Here is an 18,435-nt window from a genome sequence, read left to right as displayed (position 1 = left end):
ACTATTTGAGAAGGTAAAATGGACTTGTCTAATGACGACAACTTTTATGTAGCTGTTATTGCAATTATTAATTCTTTTCAATGTTTCTCTCTAGTCCAGCTTTTGACATCGGGAGGATTTAACTCTTCTACAAGTACAATTATGTACTTTGTTTATGAAAAAGTTTTTAAATTTTCACAGTTTGGCTATGTCAATGTTATGGCAATTTCTAAACAAGCTAAGTTTGTAACCAATTATAGTGTTATTATGGCTGGAATAATGCTAGAGGCTATCCACTAGTGTATTAATGTTTATATGCTTTCTGAAATACTTTACTCAAGGTATTGCGATGGGAGCTGTTAAAGGATGATGAGGCATATGCCTCATCATTTTTTCGTAAAAAGTAGTTAATATAGTTTTAATCAAAGGAGATAGAATATATGATTTATGATTTATTAAAAAATATAGAACGTTATGAAGGTATTTCTAAAAATTTAGATACAGCGATTAAATTTATCAAGGAACATGATTTAGATACCTTACCATTAGGTAGAACAGATATAGATGAGCATCGTGTCTTTATTAATGTAATGGAAGCTGTAGCTAAACCAGAAGATGAAATTTATTTTGAAGTACATAAGAAGTATATGGATATACAAATTGACTTAGAGGGGATAGAAGTTATAGAAACAGCTGTAGGAGATTTAGAAGAGATTACACCTTATGATGAAGGAAAAGATATAGGATTTTATGGAGCGGTTACAAGTGCAAGATGTGTAATGGGGGCAGGAAGGTTCATTGTATGTATGGCAGAAGAGGCGCATAAACCTAGTATAGCATGCCAGGATGAAAGAACTCTTAAAAAATGTGTTATAAAAGTAGCTGTGGAGGAGTAAGAAAGATGAAAATTGTAGCACTAGATATAGGGGGGACATCTATAAAGAGTGGTTTATGGGTGGATGATATATTAGAAGATTTAAAAGAACGTGATACACAGGCGCTAAAAGGCGGGGAGCATGTTCTTCAAAGAGTAATTGAACTTATAAGTGAATATGAGAGCTTTGATGCTATAGGAATTAGTACAGCAGGTCAAGTAAATTCTAAGGAGGGGGTTATTCGATATGCTAATGAAAATATTCCGGGTTATACAGGGATGCGTATTAAAGAAAGGTTAGAAGAACGCTTTAAAGTGCCTGTGGTAGTGGAGAATGATGTGAATGCGGCTGCTATAGGAGAAGCACACTTTGGAGGTGGGCGAGAATTTAATGATTTTTTATGCCTCACTTATGGGACAGGTGTAGGTGGTGCTATTGTAATCAATAAGCAGATTTATACAGGGGCAGCTTTTTCGGCAGGAGAATTTGGTAGCATGATTATTCATCCTGAAGATAGGATAAAGAGTGATTATTTTAGTGGATGTTATGAAAAATATGCTTCTACAACGGCATTAGTTGCTAGAGCGAAGGTTTATGATGAGTCTTTAAGTAGTGGTAGGGCAATTTTTGGAAGAATAGATGAATCTGATATTCAGGATATTGTAAATGGATGGTTAGAAGAAGTAGTATATGGGCTTACTACACTTATTCATATATTTAATCCACCATGTGTTGTATTAGGAGGAGGTGTACTTGCTCAACCTTATATACTAGAAAAATTGAAAGAAATACTATACACTCAGATTATGCCAAGCTTTAAGAATGTGGTTTTAAAGCAAGCTGAACTAGGTAATCAGGCTGGAATGCTTGGAGTGATTCATCTTGCTAGAGGTTTAGAAAAAGAATGAGGTGAAAGAAGTGTCAAATCATGATTTGATTAGGCGAATAAGAGAAGACTATCCTAATTATACTAAGGCAGAGAAAAAAGTAGCAAGTTTTGTATTAGAGAATCCTAAAAAAGTACTCTTTATGTCAATATCAGATTTAGCAGATGCCTGTAAAGTAGGAGATACAAGTGTATTTAGGTTTTGTAGAAGATTAAAGTTGCAGGGATATCAAGAATTTAAAATGCAGCTCTCTTTAAGTATGCATGTAGAAAATGCTACGCTAGAAGAATTAGGAGAAGTTAGTGTTAAAGATTCTTTTGATGTGCTTGCTAAAAAAGTGCTTCAAAATAATCTAAGTGCTATTAACGAAACATATTCTTTAATTAATGCGCAGGAATTTGATAAAGCTATGCATTACATACAAGATGCCCAGCATATTCATTTTTTTGGAGTAGGAACTAGTATGCTTACAGCTATGGTGGCTATGAATAAGTTTTTAAGAATTACGCCTAATGTGCACTGTGTGATGGATTCTCATATGCAAGCCATGGCAGCATCTATGATGACACAGCGGGATGTAGCGATTATTATTTCCTATTCTGGAGCTACAAAAGATACAATTCATGTTGCAAAGCAAGCTAAAAAATCAGGGGCAAAGGTGATATGTATTACTAAGTTCGCTAAATCTCCCCTAACGGCTTATTCGGATGTAACTATATTGTGTGGCTCTAAAGAAGGACCTTTGGAAGGGGGATCTACCTCTTCGCAGATTAGTCAAATGTTCCTTATTGATTTAATGTATATGGATTTTTATAGAGGTAAATTTGAAGTAAATACTAAAAATAGACATAAGACTGCAGATGCGGTAGTCGAAAAGATTTATTAAAAAATGCTCCTGATATTTAGAATATCGGGAGCATTTTTAATTAAAGATTTAAAAGTATTGGTTGTAAATCTGAGTTGCATTTAGGTAATGCAGTAACATATTTCTCAAGATTTGGATCTTGGAAAGATGTCGATAATCTGAAAGATGTTTTATCATGATTTGCCGCTAGGCAGTTTACAACAGAGACACTTAATGTATCTATACTAGATTGAGTATAGTAGAGCTCATAATGGAAAGTATCAGTACCTTGACTAGTAGGAATAAGTGCTAAAGTAGCACAATCTGTACTTTGCTCTAAAGTAGTATGAGTAAGGTGACAATTTGCAAGATCGTGTTGCTCAACGTCAGATTGTTTTAGTTTTAGTGTAATAAGTTCATTATGATTAAAGCTTAATAGATTTAGATTGAGAAGGAGGAAGCCTCCTTTTTTTATGTTTACATCTAGAAGTTTATACCAGTTATCTGGATGAGAAATTGCATGATGATGTCCTTGTGAATAAACAGGATATTGATGTATTGTGCTTAGTGCTTGATGATCGTAGCTTCTTGTATTTTGCATAATAAGTGGAAGGAAGCAGGTTAGGTTATAGAAAACAATAGAACCTTTTTGCTCACCAAGTAAATAGAGTTCATGTTTTTTCTCATCATAGGTCATACAAGTGTAGCCATCATTAGGCATATGTATAATTTCTGCAATGTAATTCCAGTGAGTATAGTTGTCACTGCACATAAGTGTAAGCTTATTGCGCTCCCATGGAGAGTGAGTTTGTTGTGGAGCAGTATGAAGTGCGTAAGTTTTTTGGTTTGGAGCAGTAATCTTAAGGAAAGCAGATTGGCAACCACCAAATTCTAATAATGTATCATGGCTTATATGTGGGGTCCAAGTTTTACCTAAATCATTTGTTACATAGAAGCCGCGTGCTTCAGTAAGTGGAGAACGACAAGAAATAAGAATTTCATTTGGTTTGTACTCTACAACTGCACTTTCGGAAGTGTAAGTATCTATAAGTGTTTCGCATTTTTCCCAAGTTAGACCGTGGTCTTTAGAGTAGATGATACCTGCTTGAGAACGATTGCGATGAGGGACAGGCACCCATCTTTGAATAGGGATAACAAGTGTACCGTCCTGGAGTTGAATGCCGTTACCAGGGCCTTGGAAGAAGAGGATACAGTCATCATCATAGAAATGTCTAAGACTGATTTCTTCTGACCATGTTAGTCCATCATCATCAGAATACTTATAAACGAAACTTTGATGCTTATTGTCTGTGGAGTCTAGGTGCATGTGTAAATCTAAAGAAAGTGCAAATAAAAAGATTCTTCCTGTTACTTTGTCAACTACAATACAACCATCCATTTTACGAGAATGTTCATGGATGCTGTTATTTTTGAAAACAATTTGTTTACCTATCCAAGTTTTTCCACCATCTTCACTACGGGCAATACCTATATCAATTTGGTTGTAGTCACTTCCGTCTGTATAGCGTACATCACTGCCTGCAATAAGTGCTCCTTTAGGAGTTGATGTGAGAAAAGGAATTCTGAAGTATTTAGAATTAAAGTCTTTTAAAGGTTCAAAAACAACTGTAGAGTCTAATGTAATTTGTGAGGCCATATCATGAGGCTCCTTTCTGAGAAAATTAAGTAAATCATATACTAAAATAACAACATGCACAATAGAAAAAACATAATTTAGTAAAAATTAAGTTCTTGTTTTACTAAAATAGACAACTGAGATTATTTAGTAAAAGATTGATAAATTACAACATTTTTAGTAAAAATAAGACAAATATCTTGAAATTATATGTGATATATGCTAATTTATATATAAATAAATAAAAAAAAGCTATTTTTTTAGTAAAATGCACAATGAGCATTAAGAATAATTAACTAAAAGCAAATGTACATTAACTAAAAAATAAGTGAATTCCTGTAAACATTCTTTTGGACAAAAAAGTACATAAGTAAAATAATGTAAGTTATTAACAAATCCTTAATTGTACATATTTAACAGGAAATCGCAAAGTATTTGTTGGATTATATATTTAAAGAAGTTATAACACTTTTTAAATATGTCATAAAACAGATGGTAAAAATATAGTTTTAAGTACTTCATATGATAAAATGCATCTACTATAAGCAGAAGGTAATGCGGGAGATGTAGGAAACATACATTATTCAGAGCTTGGATAATGTATGACTTTTTAGGTTATGACAGAAGGTATAAGACAACAGGGGAAAAGTAACTGTAAGTAGTAAGAAATTCATTAGAATGGACAAGAAGCTTGAACTAGTTTAAACGTCATTCTCTAAAAAAGAATGGCTAAAAATAAAAAAGGAGTAGTTAATATGAATAAGAATTTTAAAAAAGCTCTTACTCTTGGGCTTGCATGCACTATGATTCTTACAGGCTGTGCTGGGGGACAAGAAGGTAGCAAAACCGAAACAGCTGGTAAAGGGAGTGAATCAGATTCAGTAGTTATCCGTTTTGGATCACATGCTGGTAACTCTATGAATCCAGATTACAAAGATCCTGTAACAGGCGAATATGCGATGAGTGAAGAATATCGTGAGATAACACTTGCAGCAATGAAAAAAGTTGAAGATGAATTAAATGTAAAAATTGAGTGGGTACAGTTCCCGGGAGAAACAACAGAGGTATTACTTCAAAGTGTTATGGCTGGGGATCCAGTTGCTGATGTTGTTAACCTTTATGCGAACTCACAAGGAACTATTTTAGGACAAAATATTCTTCAACCACTCGATGATTATTTAGAGTATTTTAATGAAGAAGCGCCTGCGGCACTTTATGGAAAACATTATTTCCTTTCTGTAGCAGGTGACTATACACATCCATTATCACCATTGTTCTACAATATTGATTACATTGAACAAGTTGATGCTTTAAAAGAAAATGGGAAAACTGTTTATCCAACAGACCTTTACAAAGCTGGTAAATGGACATGGAGTACATTTGAAGATTATTTAGCAAAAATCGAAGCACACTATGCAAACAGTCAAGCGCCAGAAAGACCAGAAAAACGTATTGATGCCTATAGAACAGACTATACAGAAACACTTATCCAAGCTATGCACTCAGCAGGTGGTAGTATCTACGGTGACGAGGGGCTTGCAATTGAATCACAAGAAACTAAAGATGCTGTTGCATTCGTACAAAGACTTGTAGATAAAAAACTCTTAGTTTGTGAATTACAAGAAGGTACAAGTAACAGACCATACAATGCACAAGGAGCACCATTTAATCAAGGTGAGTCAGTATTTACAAATATTGAAGACTGGCGTTCAGGTGAAGCAGCAACTAAAGCAGCAGAACGTGGACAATCTATTGGTTTCATTCCATTCCCAAGACCAGATCATATGGAGTTTGATGATCCTAATTATCGCCAAGTTCGTACAGGTGGAGAAAGTTGGGGAATCTTAAGAGGTGTGGATGAAGAAAAAATTCCTTTAGCTATCCAAGCTTATGAAATGTTTATGGCTGAAGAAACAAGACTAAAAAAAGAACTTGAAGCAGGTACATCTTCAGAAATTAAATTAACAATTGATATCTATCATCCAGAAATTGGTGCAGATATGGAAGCAATCTATAAAGAAAGTATCGCTAGAACAAAAGTTAATGAATTCTCTAATATGACAGGAGTTTATTGGGATTTCATGCAAATTGCAGGTGATGCAATCTATGGTATTGGTGGCTCACCAAGCTATGATGTAGCGATTGAAGCTAAAAAAGCACTTATTACAGACAAAATCAGTACTGTAGAAAAACTTCTTAATACAACAGAAGCAAAAGATAATATTCCACCAGCATTTACAGAAATCGAAGCAGGTAAATCTTATACATTACCAGTAGGTACAGATCCGTCTTCAATTGAATGGAGTGCAAATTACACAGTAGCAGATAACTTAGATGGTGAGCTTGATGCAAGCCAAATGACAATTGATACATCAGCAGTAGACTTTAATACACCAGGTATTTATCAAGGCGGTGTAATTGGTACATTAAAAGATTCAAATGATAATGAAGGTAAAGTAAAAATTAATGTTGTAATCTACGATGCAAATAATACAACAGCACCAACATTAACAGCTAAAGAAGCACCAAGAACAATTGCATTAAATGAAGATACAGCAACCATTAACTGGGCTAATGACTTTGTTGAAACAGCAGTAGATAAAGATGGTTTAGACCTTAAAGCAAATGTTGTAGCAGATTTATCAGAACTGGATACAACAACAGCTGGTACATATAATGTTATGCTTTCAGTAACAGACTATGCAGGTAATGAAGCAAGTCAAACAGTAGAAGTTGTTGTTGAATAATAAATTTGTTTTTTAGGAGGCGAGGCAATGAAAAAAAGGCTTATCGGCTTTGGACTGACACTGGTTGCCCTAGCTGCCGTTGGTTTTAGCTACAAAAATGCAAGTGATTCAAAACAAGGCATCTATACAATAGGTGTATCTGAAAGAGAAACTTTCTATGAAAGTACCTATCAATCTTACCTTGAGGCCAATGGCTATCAAGGTAAGATGGCAACTGGGGAAGTAGCAGTAGACCTTAGTCAGTATAGTGTTTCAGAAAATGCAGTAGCTACATTAGAACCAAATGGCATTAGTACATCAGAACAAGGAAAAGTGACATGGCAATTTGAAGTAGACACACCAGGGTTTTATAATCTGGAAATCGGATATGTTCCATTAGAAGGAACTAACTCAAGTGTTGAACGTAAGTTATACCTTGATGGTGAAACTTTCTTTAAAGGAATGGAACAAATAAGTTTTGATAGAAGCTGGGTTAATGAAAGTGATGAAATAGAAGTTAGAAGAAATGATGAAGTAAGGCCGAACACTATTGAAAAAGTAGGAGAACAAGTTGTATTTGTTGAAGATAGCCAAAAAAGAGTAGCAGAGCCTTATAAATTCTATTTATCAAAAGGTACACACACACTGACATTAGAAGCAGTTAAAGAACCTATGTGTGTTACAGGTATTACTTTTAAAGAAGCACCAAAACTTATAAGCTATGCTGAAAAAATAAATGAATTAAAAGCAGAGTATCCAGTTTATGGCGGTAACTTACTTATTGGACAAGCAGAACGTGTAGATGGTATGACAACAAATGTTATGAAATCATCAAGATCTATTCTTATGAATTCAAATTACTCAAGTCCAAGACTCCAACCTGCACATGCTTACCATATTGTTTTTAATACAATTGGTGGGGATAGCTGGAAAACACCTGGGGATGCTGTAACATGGGAAATTGAAGTGCCTGAAAAAGGACTTTATCAATTAAGCTTTACAGCAAGACAAAATATCAATCGAGGTAGTGTATCTTACAGAAGACTTAAAGTAAATGGTGAAGTGCCATTCAAAGAAGCAAATAGCATTGGTTTCCCATACTCAACAGAATTTGTTAACTACATTATTGGGGACGAAAATGGAGCTTACCTCATTCCACTTGAACAAGGGAAGAATACGATTACTTTTGAAACAGTACTTGGTGAATTTGACAGAGCTGCAACAGAAGTAGAAGAGTGTTTATTTATTATGAATGAAACTTATCGTAAGATCATTCAATTAACAGGTACAGTACCTGACCAATACATCGATTATGAAATTGATAAAAAGCTTCCAGAAGTTAAACAAGTTTTTGAACAAGAAGCTATAAGACTTAATAGCCTTTTAGAAGATGTTATTGCGGTGACAGGTGAGAAAGGTGAAGAAGCTGTTATTTTAGAAAAACTAGCTTATCAGCTTACTAATTTAGCAAAAGATCCAAATAAAGTTGTAAAAGAAATTGAACAGCTTAAAAATAATATTTCTTCATTAGGTCTTTGGAATATGGATATTGCTTCTATGCCACTTGAAGTGGATACGATTACATTAAGTAAAGAAAATGATGAGCTTATCCAAACAATTCCAGGATTCTTTGAAAAATTTATGCATGAAACAAAACGTTTTGCAGCAACATTCTTTGGTGATAATACATCATTCTCGGATGAAGCCGGAAAAGATGAACGTTCTGTTAAAGTATGGATTGGTACAGGGGCTGTAGCAGGGGCTACGACTGGATCAGGTCGTGACCAAGCACAAGTTCTTATGAACCTTGTAGAAGAAGCCTTTACACCTCGTACAGGTATTAATGTTCAATTAGAACTTATTCCTGATAGTGTTATTATTCCAGCTACACTTGCTGGTGAAGGGCCAGACGTTGTTATTGGTCTCCCAGACACACAAGCTATGAATTTTGCAGTACGTAATGCATTAGTAGATTTATCTCAATTTGAAGATTTTGAAGAAATTGCAAGTAGATATTATCCAAGTGCTTTTGAAAGCATTACTTACCAAGATGGTATTTATGGATTACCAGAACAGCAAACATTTATGATGATGTTTTATAGAAATGATATTTTACAAGAACTTGGGCTTGAGGTACCAAAAACATGGGAAGAAGTTAAAGATATGATTCCTATTTTACAAGCTCATAACTATGATTTTTATATGCCATCAACAGGTTTATATCCTTCACTCGTTTACCAAGCAGGTGGAGATTTATACTTAGGAGAAGGTAAAGATTATGGTATTGAAACAGGTTTATATGAAGAAGAAGCCATGCAAGCCTTTAAAGAGCTTACACAATTCTTCACAAGCTATCATTTACCAGTTGTAGCAGATTTCTCAAACCGTTTTAGAACAGGAGAAATGCCAATAGGGGTTGCTCCATATAGTACATATACACAGCTTCAAGTATTTGCATCTGAAATTAAAGGTCTTTGGTCATTCGGCCCAATACCAGGTAAAGTAAATGCAGATGGAGAAATTGACAATACATTCGTAACCGCAACAAGTCAAGCTATGATGATGGATGTAGCAAAAGATAAAGAAGCAGCTTGGGAATTTATGAAATGGTGGGTAGATACAGAAACTCAACTTCAATATGCAACAACAACAGAAGGGATCATGGGACCTGCAGCACGTTATCCATCTGCAAACGTAGAGGTTCTTAGACAGTTACCTTGGTCACGTAGTGAAATTGAAGCGTTAGAAACTCAGTTTAAAGCAACAAAAGGGGTACCAGAAGTACCAGGTGCTTATATGACAACACGTATGGTGGATTATGCATTCAAAAATGTTGTAACAGATGGACAAAATCCTAGAGAAGCCCTATACCTCAATGCTAAGACAATCAATGAGGAGTTAACAAAGAAACGTAATGAGTTTGGTTTATCTACACTAGAAAATAATGAGTAGCATTAGGAGGGTAGAATGAAAACACTAACCAGTACAAATCAAAAAGTAGAAAAAGAGAAAAAAGTAAAAGTCTCTTTTAAAGAAGCCTGGAGTCTACATAAAGAAAAATATTTATTAATCGCGCCTTTTGCTATCATATTTGTGATCTTCAACTTAGTGCCTGTTGCAGTTGCAATGGGCCTGAGCTTCACATCTTTTAATATGTTAGAAGCGCCTGACTTTATAGGACTTGCAAACTACATACAGCTTTTAGCTTATGATGATGTTTTCTTAATAGCAGTCAAAAATACACTTTTATTAGCAATTATTACAGGACCTATTAGTTATTTGATGTGTTTCCTTTTCGCGTGGCTTATTAATGAACTTCCACCAAAACCACGTGCCATTTTAACACTTATTTTCTATGCACCATCTATATCCGGTAATGTGTATATGATCTGGAAACTGATCTTCTCATCTGATATGTATGGTTTTGCTAATGCATGGCTAATCAAAATGGGAATTATTGATTCACCGATTTTATGGTTTGAAACTGCAGAATATATTTTACCAATTTTAATCCTTGTTCAGTTATGGCTAAGCCTTGGTGTAAGTTTCCTTGCTTTTATCGCTGGTTTACAGACTGTAGACAAATCACTTTATGAAGCAGGTGCAGTAGACGGTATTAAAAATAGATGGCAAGAACTTTGGTATATTACATTACCATCTATGAAGCCACAGCTTATGTTCGGTGCAGTTATGCAGATTACAAATTCACTTTCTATCTCTGCAATTTCTATAGAGTTAGTTGGATTCCCATCTATTGACTATGCTGGACATACAATCCTAACACACTTACATGACTTCGGTAATGTAAGGTTTGAGATGGGTTATGCAAGTGCTATAGCCACTGTACTATTCTTGATAATGCTTATAGCTAATATTTTAGTTCAAAAATTATTAAGAAAGGTTGGGGACTAAGATGCAGATTATTGACAGAGTAAAAAGTAGTATAAAGAGTAGAAAATTTACACGAAGAAATAGAAGTATTGGGGGAGACCTGGGGTTAATGGTCTTACTTGGAGCCTTTGCACTTTTTAGTGCTTATCCTCTTATTTATGCCATTAACAATGCCTTTAAACCTTTAAGTGAGATCTTCTTATTCCCACCTAAACTTTTTGTGCAGAATCCAACAATGGATAACTTCTTTGATTTATCAACAATTATTGGAAACTCATGGGTACCTTTCTCAAGATATATGTTTAATACACTGTTCATTACTATATTAGGAACAGGGGGTACAGTTTTACTTGGAACAATGGCAGCTTATCCTTTAGCAAAGTATGAATTCCCAGGTTCTAAAGTCATGTCTAACATCATTGTTTACGCACTTATGTTCAACAGTACAGTTACAGCAATCCCTAACTACATCATTATGAGTAAAGCGGGACTTGTGAATACTTACTGGGCAGTTATTCTCCCAGTTATTGGTTCAACACTTGGACTTTATCTGATGAAGAACTTCATCGTACAAATTCCAACATCACTGATTGAAGCAGCTAAAATTGATGGTGCAGCTGAATTTAGAGTTTTCTGGACCGTTATTATTCCATTATGCAAGCCAGCTTGGATTACACTTTGTATTTTATCTTTCCAAACTCTATGGGGAGCAACAGGTGGTAACTTCATTTATTCTGAAAACTTAAAGCCTATTAGCTATGCTCTTTCACAAGTTGTAGGTGGAGGGATTGCAAGAACAGGGGTAGCATCGGCAGTATCCCTTATTATGATGATTGTGCCGGTAACGGTATTTGTTATCTCACAAAGCAATGTCATTGAGACAATGGCAAGTTCTGGTATGAAAGACTGATAAAGGAGTGGGTAAATTGAGAACAAGAAAAAAACTTATAGCCTTAATCTTTACCACGATTTTAATGCTTCAAAACATTGTATTTGCCCAAAATACCGTAGAAACAACTTATAACTACAATTGGTGGGGAAATGGAATTGAAGATATTCCTTTCTTTGAACTTTATAAAACAATTGATAAGGAAGCTATGGGGGATATTACCCTTTCAGGGATGGATGATGTAACTGTTGTAGGGGATAGAATTTATATAATCGATACAACAGAATCACGTCTTAATGTTTTTAATACAGAGTTTGAATTAATAAATAGTATTAAAGTTGTACGTAATGCAGAAGGAAAGATTGCAATCGATCCTAAGACAAAAAGTCAAGTTACTTTAAAAAACCCAGAGGGTGTCTTTATTCATGAACAAAATGAAGAAATCTACATTGCAGATACGGGTAATGAGAGAATTGTCGTTTTAAATGAAAAAGATTTTACACTTAATCGTATTATTACAAAACCAGCTAATATGGTAGGGCAAACAAGCTTTAAGCCTTCTAAAGTTGCAGTAGACCGTATTAACAGAATTTACATCATTGTACAATCAGGATTCGAAGGAATCATTGAGCTTAACAACGATGGCGAGTTCAACAGATACTTTGGGGTTAATAAACCAAAAGTAAACTTAATGGACCACTTCTGGAGAAACATGGCATCTGAAGAGCAAAAAGCAAAGATGCAAAAAGTACTTGCGCCGTCTTTCAATAATATTGAAATTGATGATGAAGGCTTTATCTATGCTACTACTTTTGACACAAGTGCAAAAGATATGGTGTTTAGATTAAATCCAAAAGGTGAAAACGTACTTCGTGAAAATGGCTTCTGGCCAGTAGTAGGTGACTTAATCGATAAAACAGAGCTTGTTGTGACACAGTCACCAAGTAAATTTGTAGATATTGCCATTACAGATTATGGTACATATGCTTTATTAGATAAAAATAATGGTCGTATATTTATCTATAACTTTGATGGGGAGCTTATGAATGTCTTTGGCAAAAAAGGTTTTATGAAAGGTGAACTTAACGATCCAACTTCAATAGCATGGCTCGATAACCAACTTATCGTAACAGATAAACAAATGAAATGTGCCTATGTATACAAACCAACACAATTTGGCGAATTAGCACTTGAAGCAGCTGAGGCTTACTACAAAGGCGAATGGGATAAATCAACTGAACTTTTACAAGAGGCGGTTAGTCTTAACGGTAACTTTGAGATGGCTTATACAACCATCGGTAAATCTTACCTTATGAAAGAAGACTATGAAAAAGCAATGTATTACTTCAAATTAGGAAATAACAGAGAAGAATATTCTAAAGCTTTTAACGGCTATCGTAGTATATGGATTCAAGAACATTTTGCCTTTATCTTTGCAGGTATGATTCTTGTAGTTGCCGGCGTTGCTTACTCTGAATACCGCTATTATAAAAAGCAAAGAAAATAAGGAGGGGTTGAAATGAAACAATTTGTTGAAGATTTAAATTACCTGAAGTATACAGTTTTCCACCCATTTGATGCTTTTTATGAGATTAAATGGCGTGGTAAAGGTAATATGCTTCTTGCAACATTATTACTGGCAATTTATAGCATTGTACAAGTAATCAGCTATCAATATACAGGCTATATCATAAATGAAAACGCTTTATTTGAAATGAATAGTATTGCCATTGTGACCATTGCATTAGCACCACTATTCTTATTTATGATTAGTAACTGGAGTGTTTCCACACTCTACAATGGTAAGGCAAAAATCAAAGATCTTTATGTATTAGTCAGTTACTCTTTACTTCCTATTATTGTGTTTAATGTGATTACTGTTTTACTAAGTAACATTATCATTATGGAAGAAGCAAGTTTAGTTATTTCATTTAATACAATGGGAACAATCTGGTTCTTATTCTTAATGTTTACAGGCTTGACAACTATGCATGAGTTTACATTAAAAGAAAATATTATGACACTTCTAGCAACAGCTGTTGCAGCTATTATTATTATCTTTTTATGTGTTCTTTATTTTTCTCTTATGGAACAAGTTATTAACTTTGTGACAACAATTAGCCAAGAATTCATGAGAAGGTGGTGATAGGGTATGAATAAGAAAATAAGAAACATGATTATTGCTTTGGCAGCCATTATATTTGTAACAACAGGTGTTGTACAAACTATCCCACAAATGACCCTTAAAGCGGAGGCTATAGAGCCTTACGCAAAAGGGGAGTTGGCACCGGTAAATAGTGAAATTGCTATTAAACAAGGCGAAATGCTTGTTGCGGCTTCAGATGGTAAACAACTTTTCGTAAATACTGATGATTTATCGATTCGTGTTGTAGATGAAGCATCAGGTAAAGAATGGTCTAGTCAAATTAAAGATGCAGCAAATAATAAAGAAAAATCTATCGTAAATATTACTTACATTGGTAAAGATGATAAAAAAGTAGAGTGGGATGCATACAGTAATATTATCGAACAAGGTAACTATGAAATTGCTCAAATTGAAGATGGTGCTCGTATCACAATGCATTTCCAAAATGGTACAAAAACTATTGAGCAACTTGTACCAAGCTATATTACCCAAGAGCACTATGAAGAGCGTTTCATCAGTCCAATTGAGCAAAAAGAAAAACAAGGTCAATTAACAAGTAAGCAAGTTGCCACTTATAAAAGTGTATTAAACTCTGTTTATGTAAAGGACTCAGGTAAAGGCGGCCTTAAAATTAAATCAGGTAATACACTTCCACCAAGTGGTATTAAACAATTAAATGAACTTGTTGAGGTGATTGGCTATACAGAAGATATGGTAAGAGCAGATAATGAAGCTGCAGGACTTGATATTGAAATGCCACAAATGGCTAGCTTCAAAATTGTTATGAATCTTACACTTGATGAAGGTGACTTACTTGTTAATATTCCAACTTATGAATGCGTAAGTGGTAATGATTTCTTCACACTTCAAAAAATTGAAGTACTTCCTAACTTTGGATATGCTTCATCAGATGTTGTAAAAGATGGTTATATTTTTGTACCAGATGGTTCAGGAGCTCTTTTTGAACTTAATAGCTACAATGCAAGCTATCCTCAATATTCAAGACCGCTTTACAACAATACATACTTTGACCAAATGTACACAAGAGATACATTCAGTGAAAACGTGTCTATGCCAGTCTTTGGGATTATGTATGGTAAAGATGAAAATGCTACACATGGGATGATGGGAATTATTGAATCGGGGGAAGAACTTAGTTCGGTTAATGTTCAACTGGGTACAGATGATAGTTCAACAGGCGGTGGTATCAATAATAAAGTATACTCTGCTGTGGACACATCTCAATACTCAAGGGTTAAATTACAAGGGCCTTATGCTGAAGAAAGTACACGTTACTTAACTTCTACAGGACCTATTGAAATGGATTACACTGTAAGATATAAATTCTTTAATGAAGCAACTACATACTATGACTTTGCAGAAGCTTACAAAACATATCTAAGTGAAAAACATGGCATGGAGCTTACTTATAAAAATGAACCTAAATTATACTTAGAAGTATTAGGTGCACTTACATTACCAAAACATTTTGTAGGTGTTCCATATGATGAAGTTGTTTCAATGACAACTTATAATGAGTTAGGTCAAATTATAGAAGATTTAAGTGACATGAACTTAGTAGTAGATTATCAAGGGGCTTTCAATAATGGTGAAAAAACAGGCATTATGAATAAAGTAGAGCTGGTAAAAGAAAATGGTTCTAAAAAAGAACTTGAAGCTTTAATGCAAGTAGCTAATGAGAAGGGTGCTGAGCTCTTATTAGGAACAAACCTTATGACAATTAAAGATGCAAGCTTCCCATTCAAAGCGAAAGTACATGCAATCAATGGATACGATGGTAAACCAGCAGAGATCTATAAATACAATTTAATTGATGGCAAGTTCTCACCAAGTAAAGTAGATCGTAAGTACTTACTTCATCCACAATACTTTAAAGATGTAATGGATAATTTCTTAGGTGCTACAGAGACGATTTCAAATATTTCGGTAGCAGACGTACCAAATACATACTATGCAAACTACAATGTAAAAGATATCGTAACACCTATTCAGGCAAATGCTGTAATTGAAAGAGAGCTTCAAAGACTGGATGAATCAAAAGAAATTGTAGCATTCAATAATCCTAACGCCAATACACTTCCATACTGTGACTATGCTGTTAATATTTCAAGAGAGAGCAGTCCATATGGAACAATGTATACAGCAGTTCCATTTAGACAATTAGTAATGAACGGGTTAGTAGAGTATACAACTTTAAATGTTAATATGTCTAAAGAACGTATGGAGTATTACTTACTTCAAGCACTTGAAGTAGGAAGCTACCCTAAATTTACAATTAGCTACCAAAAAGAAGATATCTTAAAAGATACACCTTATACACATTACTTCACAGTAGGTTATGAAAATCTTAAACCTAGAATTGAAGAGCTTTATAGTGAGTATGAAAATGCATTCAATCAAATTGGTACAACTGAAATTGTAAATCATCGCCTTGTAGCAGAAGGTGTATTTGAAACAGAATATGCAAATGGTGTTAAAGTACTTACAAACTACAATGAAGATGCTGTGACAGTAGAAGGGCATAGCCTTTCACCAGTAGGCTTTAAAATTATTAAATAGTGAGGGAGGGATAAAATGAAACAGTTAAAATACGAGACAAAAAGAAAGTTCCATGGGTTTGTTTTTATCTTGCCTTGGCTAATTGGTTTTATTATGTTCTTTGCAGTTCCTTTAGTGAATACAGTAGTATACTCTTTCAATGAAGTAAGTGTTAGGGAACAAGGAGGAATGAACCTGGAATATTCAGGTATTCAAAACTATATAGACTTATTCCAGAAAGAGGTTACAACAGCTAATGAGCAGGTACTTAGACTTTTGGTTGAAGAAAATCAACAAATGATTATTAACGTACCACTTATTGTTATCTTCAGTTTATTCTTAGCACTTATTATTAATGCAAAATTCCCAGGGCGTGGCGTGGTAAGGGTAATCTTCTTCCTACCGATTATCCTGGGGTTGGATATCGTTATGAGTATGATGCAGCTTGATACAGGTATGATGGGACAAGCTGCAGCAACAACTTCAGCCTTTGCAGATGCATCTATTGCAGAATCGATTTTAAAATTCACAGGCCTACCAGCAGAAGCAATTATATTTATTAAAGATATCATCAATAATATCTTTACATTAATTACACAGTCTGGTGTACAAACTTTAATTCTTTTAGCAGGTCTTCAATCTATTACACCATCTATGTATGAGGTAGCAAAGATTGAAGGGGCAACAAGTTATGAGACATTCTGGAAAGTAACAATTCCAGCTATTGCAAATATTATCTTCTTTGCATCTATCTACACTTTAATCGATGTATTCTTAAGGTCACCAATTACAAAAGAAATCCATCAATTTGCGTTCCTTAAGAGTAAAATTGGGGTAGGATCTGCCCTTTCTGTAATCTTTATTTTAAATGCAGTTGTATTATTAGGGCTTATTAGTTGGTTCCTTAAAAAGGTGGTGAAGTTAGACTATGGCAAATAATAGAGAGCTAGATAAAATGCAAGTCAATAATGTATATATTCCTGAAAAATTTAAAAAGGCTAAAATACCATGGGAAGGTTATCGTATCAAAAAAGAAGCGATGGGCCTTGTTCAAAAAGTCTTCTTCATCTCATTAGTAGTAGGACTTTGCTTCATTATTTTATATCCACTTTTAAAACTTTTCCCAACAGTGTTTGGGGAAATGAGTGATTTAGGAAATCCAGACGTTGTTTGGATTCCTAAAGAATTCTCAACAGTAAGTTTTAAGGCAGCCTTTAAGATTGCGATGGGTGGAAGTATTGGCAGTTTAGTGATTTCGGTACTTTATGCTTTAAGTATTACAGCTATTCAGATTTTTATGAGCGCCATGGCGGGTTACTCTATTGCACGTATTAACTTTAGAGGACGTAATATTATCTTTGCATTAGTTGTATTAACAATTCTTGTACCACCACAAGCACTACTTATTTCTCAATACCTTCACTTTAAACAGTTTGATGTTTTAGGTCTTATCACAATGTTTACAGGTGGGACAATAGACCTTATTAATAAACCTTATGTACTTTACTTAATGGCATTCCTTGGATTTGGTCTTAAACAAGGACTTTTCATTTTCATCTTCAGACAGTTCTTCATTACAATGCCAAATGAATTTGAAGAAGCAGCTGTAATTGATGGTTGTGGTTTCTACCGTACATATTTCAAAATTATGTTACCAAATGCTATGCCACCAGTTATGACAGTAGGAGTTCTTTCATTTGTATGGAACTATGGAGATGTATACTATACAAACTACTTCCATCCAGATGGGCCATACTTAAGCGTTATATTACAACGTATGTTTGACCCAACAAGACGTGAGGCAATCAATGATGCACTCTTCAAGCACTTTGACATTTTCCTCACTAACCAAATGACTTTTGATGCAACAAAACAAGCGGCACTCTTTATTTTCTTAATTCCGCTTTTAATTATTTACTTCCTAGCTCAACGTAAGTTAGTAGAAAACTTAGAGCGTTCAGGTATCGTAGGTTAAAAACATATTGAATGAATAAGTTGGAGGC

At 34.5% G+C, this 18,435-nt stretch carries 13 protein-coding genes and 1 pseudogene; 13 read left to right on the top strand and 1 reads right to left on the bottom strand.

Annotated elements, in window-relative coordinates:
- Window positions 1-4: 4 nt before the first annotated feature.
- From ACLTBU_RS05320 to ACLTBU_RS05305, 4 genes and pseudogenes are all read left to right on the top strand, one after another.
- Window positions 5-207, top strand: a pseudogene (locus ACLTBU_RS05320) (sugar ABC transporter permease); the annotation flags it as partial.
- Between the two features lie 212 nt (window positions 208-419).
- Window positions 420-875, top strand: coding sequence for a YhcH/YjgK/YiaL family protein (locus ACLTBU_RS05315; protein WP_177671300.1), 456 nt, complete (start codon window positions 420-422; stop codon window positions 873-875).
- Window positions 876-880: 5 nt separating this feature from the next.
- Window positions 881-1,762, top strand: a complete 882-nt coding sequence (locus tag ACLTBU_RS05310; RefSeq protein ID WP_249331082.1) for an ROK family protein — start codon at window positions 881-883, stop codon at window positions 1,760-1,762.
- Window positions 1,763-1,772: 10 nt separating this feature from the next.
- Complete coding sequence (locus ACLTBU_RS05305) at window positions 1,773-2,627, top strand: MurR/RpiR family transcriptional regulator (protein ID WP_177671298.1); 855 nt, start codon at window positions 1,773-1,775, stop codon at window positions 2,625-2,627.
- A gap of 40 nt (window positions 2,628-2,667) precedes the next feature.
- Here the strand turns inward: ACLTBU_RS05305 and ACLTBU_RS05300 are convergent, their stop codons facing one another.
- Window positions 2,668-4,242 carry a sialidase family protein gene (locus ACLTBU_RS05300; RefSeq protein ID WP_412217986.1) on the bottom strand — a complete coding sequence of 525 codons (1,575 nt, stop codon included), beginning with the start codon at window positions 4,240-4,242 and terminating at the stop codon, window positions 2,668-2,670.
- A 734-nt stretch (window positions 4,243-4,976) separates the two neighbouring features.
- Here ACLTBU_RS05300 and ACLTBU_RS05295 point away from each other — a divergent pair.
- The 9 genes from ACLTBU_RS05295 to ACLTBU_RS05255 are packed head-to-tail and all read left to right on the top strand — an operon-like array spanning window position 4,977 to window position 18,407.
- The gene (locus ACLTBU_RS05295; protein WP_412217984.1) at window positions 4,977-6,968 is read left to right on the top strand and encodes a hypothetical protein; all 1,992 of its coding nucleotides are present in this window, start codon (window positions 4,977-4,979) and stop codon (window positions 6,966-6,968) included.
- Window positions 6,969-6,995: 27 nt separating this feature from the next.
- Window positions 6,996-9,899, top strand: coding sequence for an extracellular solute-binding protein (locus tag ACLTBU_RS05290; protein ID WP_320651168.1), 2,904 nt, complete (start codon window positions 6,996-6,998; stop codon window positions 9,897-9,899).
- A gap of 15 nt (window positions 9,900-9,914) precedes the next feature.
- A complete protein-coding gene (locus ACLTBU_RS05285) occupies window positions 9,915-10,859 on the top strand; it encodes a sugar ABC transporter permease (protein ID WP_320651167.1) in 945 nt (314 codons plus the stop codon).
- 1 nt (window position 10,860) lies between these two features.
- Window positions 10,861-11,748, top strand: coding sequence for a carbohydrate ABC transporter permease (locus tag ACLTBU_RS05280; protein ID WP_412181266.1), 888 nt, complete (start codon window positions 10,861-10,863; stop codon window positions 11,746-11,748).
- Between the two features lie 16 nt (window positions 11,749-11,764).
- The gene (locus tag ACLTBU_RS05275; RefSeq protein ID WP_320651165.1) at window positions 11,765-13,234 is read left to right on the top strand and encodes a hypothetical protein; all 1,470 of its coding nucleotides are present in this window, start codon (window positions 11,765-11,767) and stop codon (window positions 13,232-13,234) included.
- A gap of 12 nt (window positions 13,235-13,246) precedes the next feature.
- On the top strand, window positions 13,247-13,873 hold the full coding sequence (locus ACLTBU_RS05270) for a YIP1 family protein (protein WP_412217981.1): 627 nt from the start codon (window positions 13,247-13,249) through the stop codon (window positions 13,871-13,873).
- Window positions 13,874-13,879: 6 nt separating this feature from the next.
- Window positions 13,880-16,453, top strand: a complete 2,574-nt coding sequence (locus tag ACLTBU_RS05265; protein WP_320649712.1) for a DUF5696 domain-containing protein — start codon at window positions 13,880-13,882, stop codon at window positions 16,451-16,453.
- A 15-nt stretch (window positions 16,454-16,468) separates the two neighbouring features.
- A complete protein-coding gene (locus ACLTBU_RS05260) occupies window positions 16,469-17,371 on the top strand; it encodes a sugar ABC transporter permease (RefSeq protein WP_320649711.1) in 903 nt (300 codons plus the stop codon).
- A complete protein-coding gene (locus ACLTBU_RS05255) occupies window positions 17,361-18,407 on the top strand; it encodes a carbohydrate ABC transporter permease (RefSeq protein WP_412217978.1) in 1,047 nt (348 codons plus the stop codon). Before ACLTBU_RS05260 ends, ACLTBU_RS05255 begins: the two co-directional genes overlap by 11 nt.
- The last annotated feature ends 28 nt before the right edge of the window (window positions 18,408-18,435 follow it).

The organism is Zhenhengia sp., assembly GCF_046966505.1.
GTDB lineage: Bacteria > Bacillota > Clostridia > Lachnospirales > Cellulosilyticaceae > Zhenhengia > Zhenhengia yiwuensis.
This window is presented reverse-complemented; position numbering and strand designations above follow the sequence as displayed.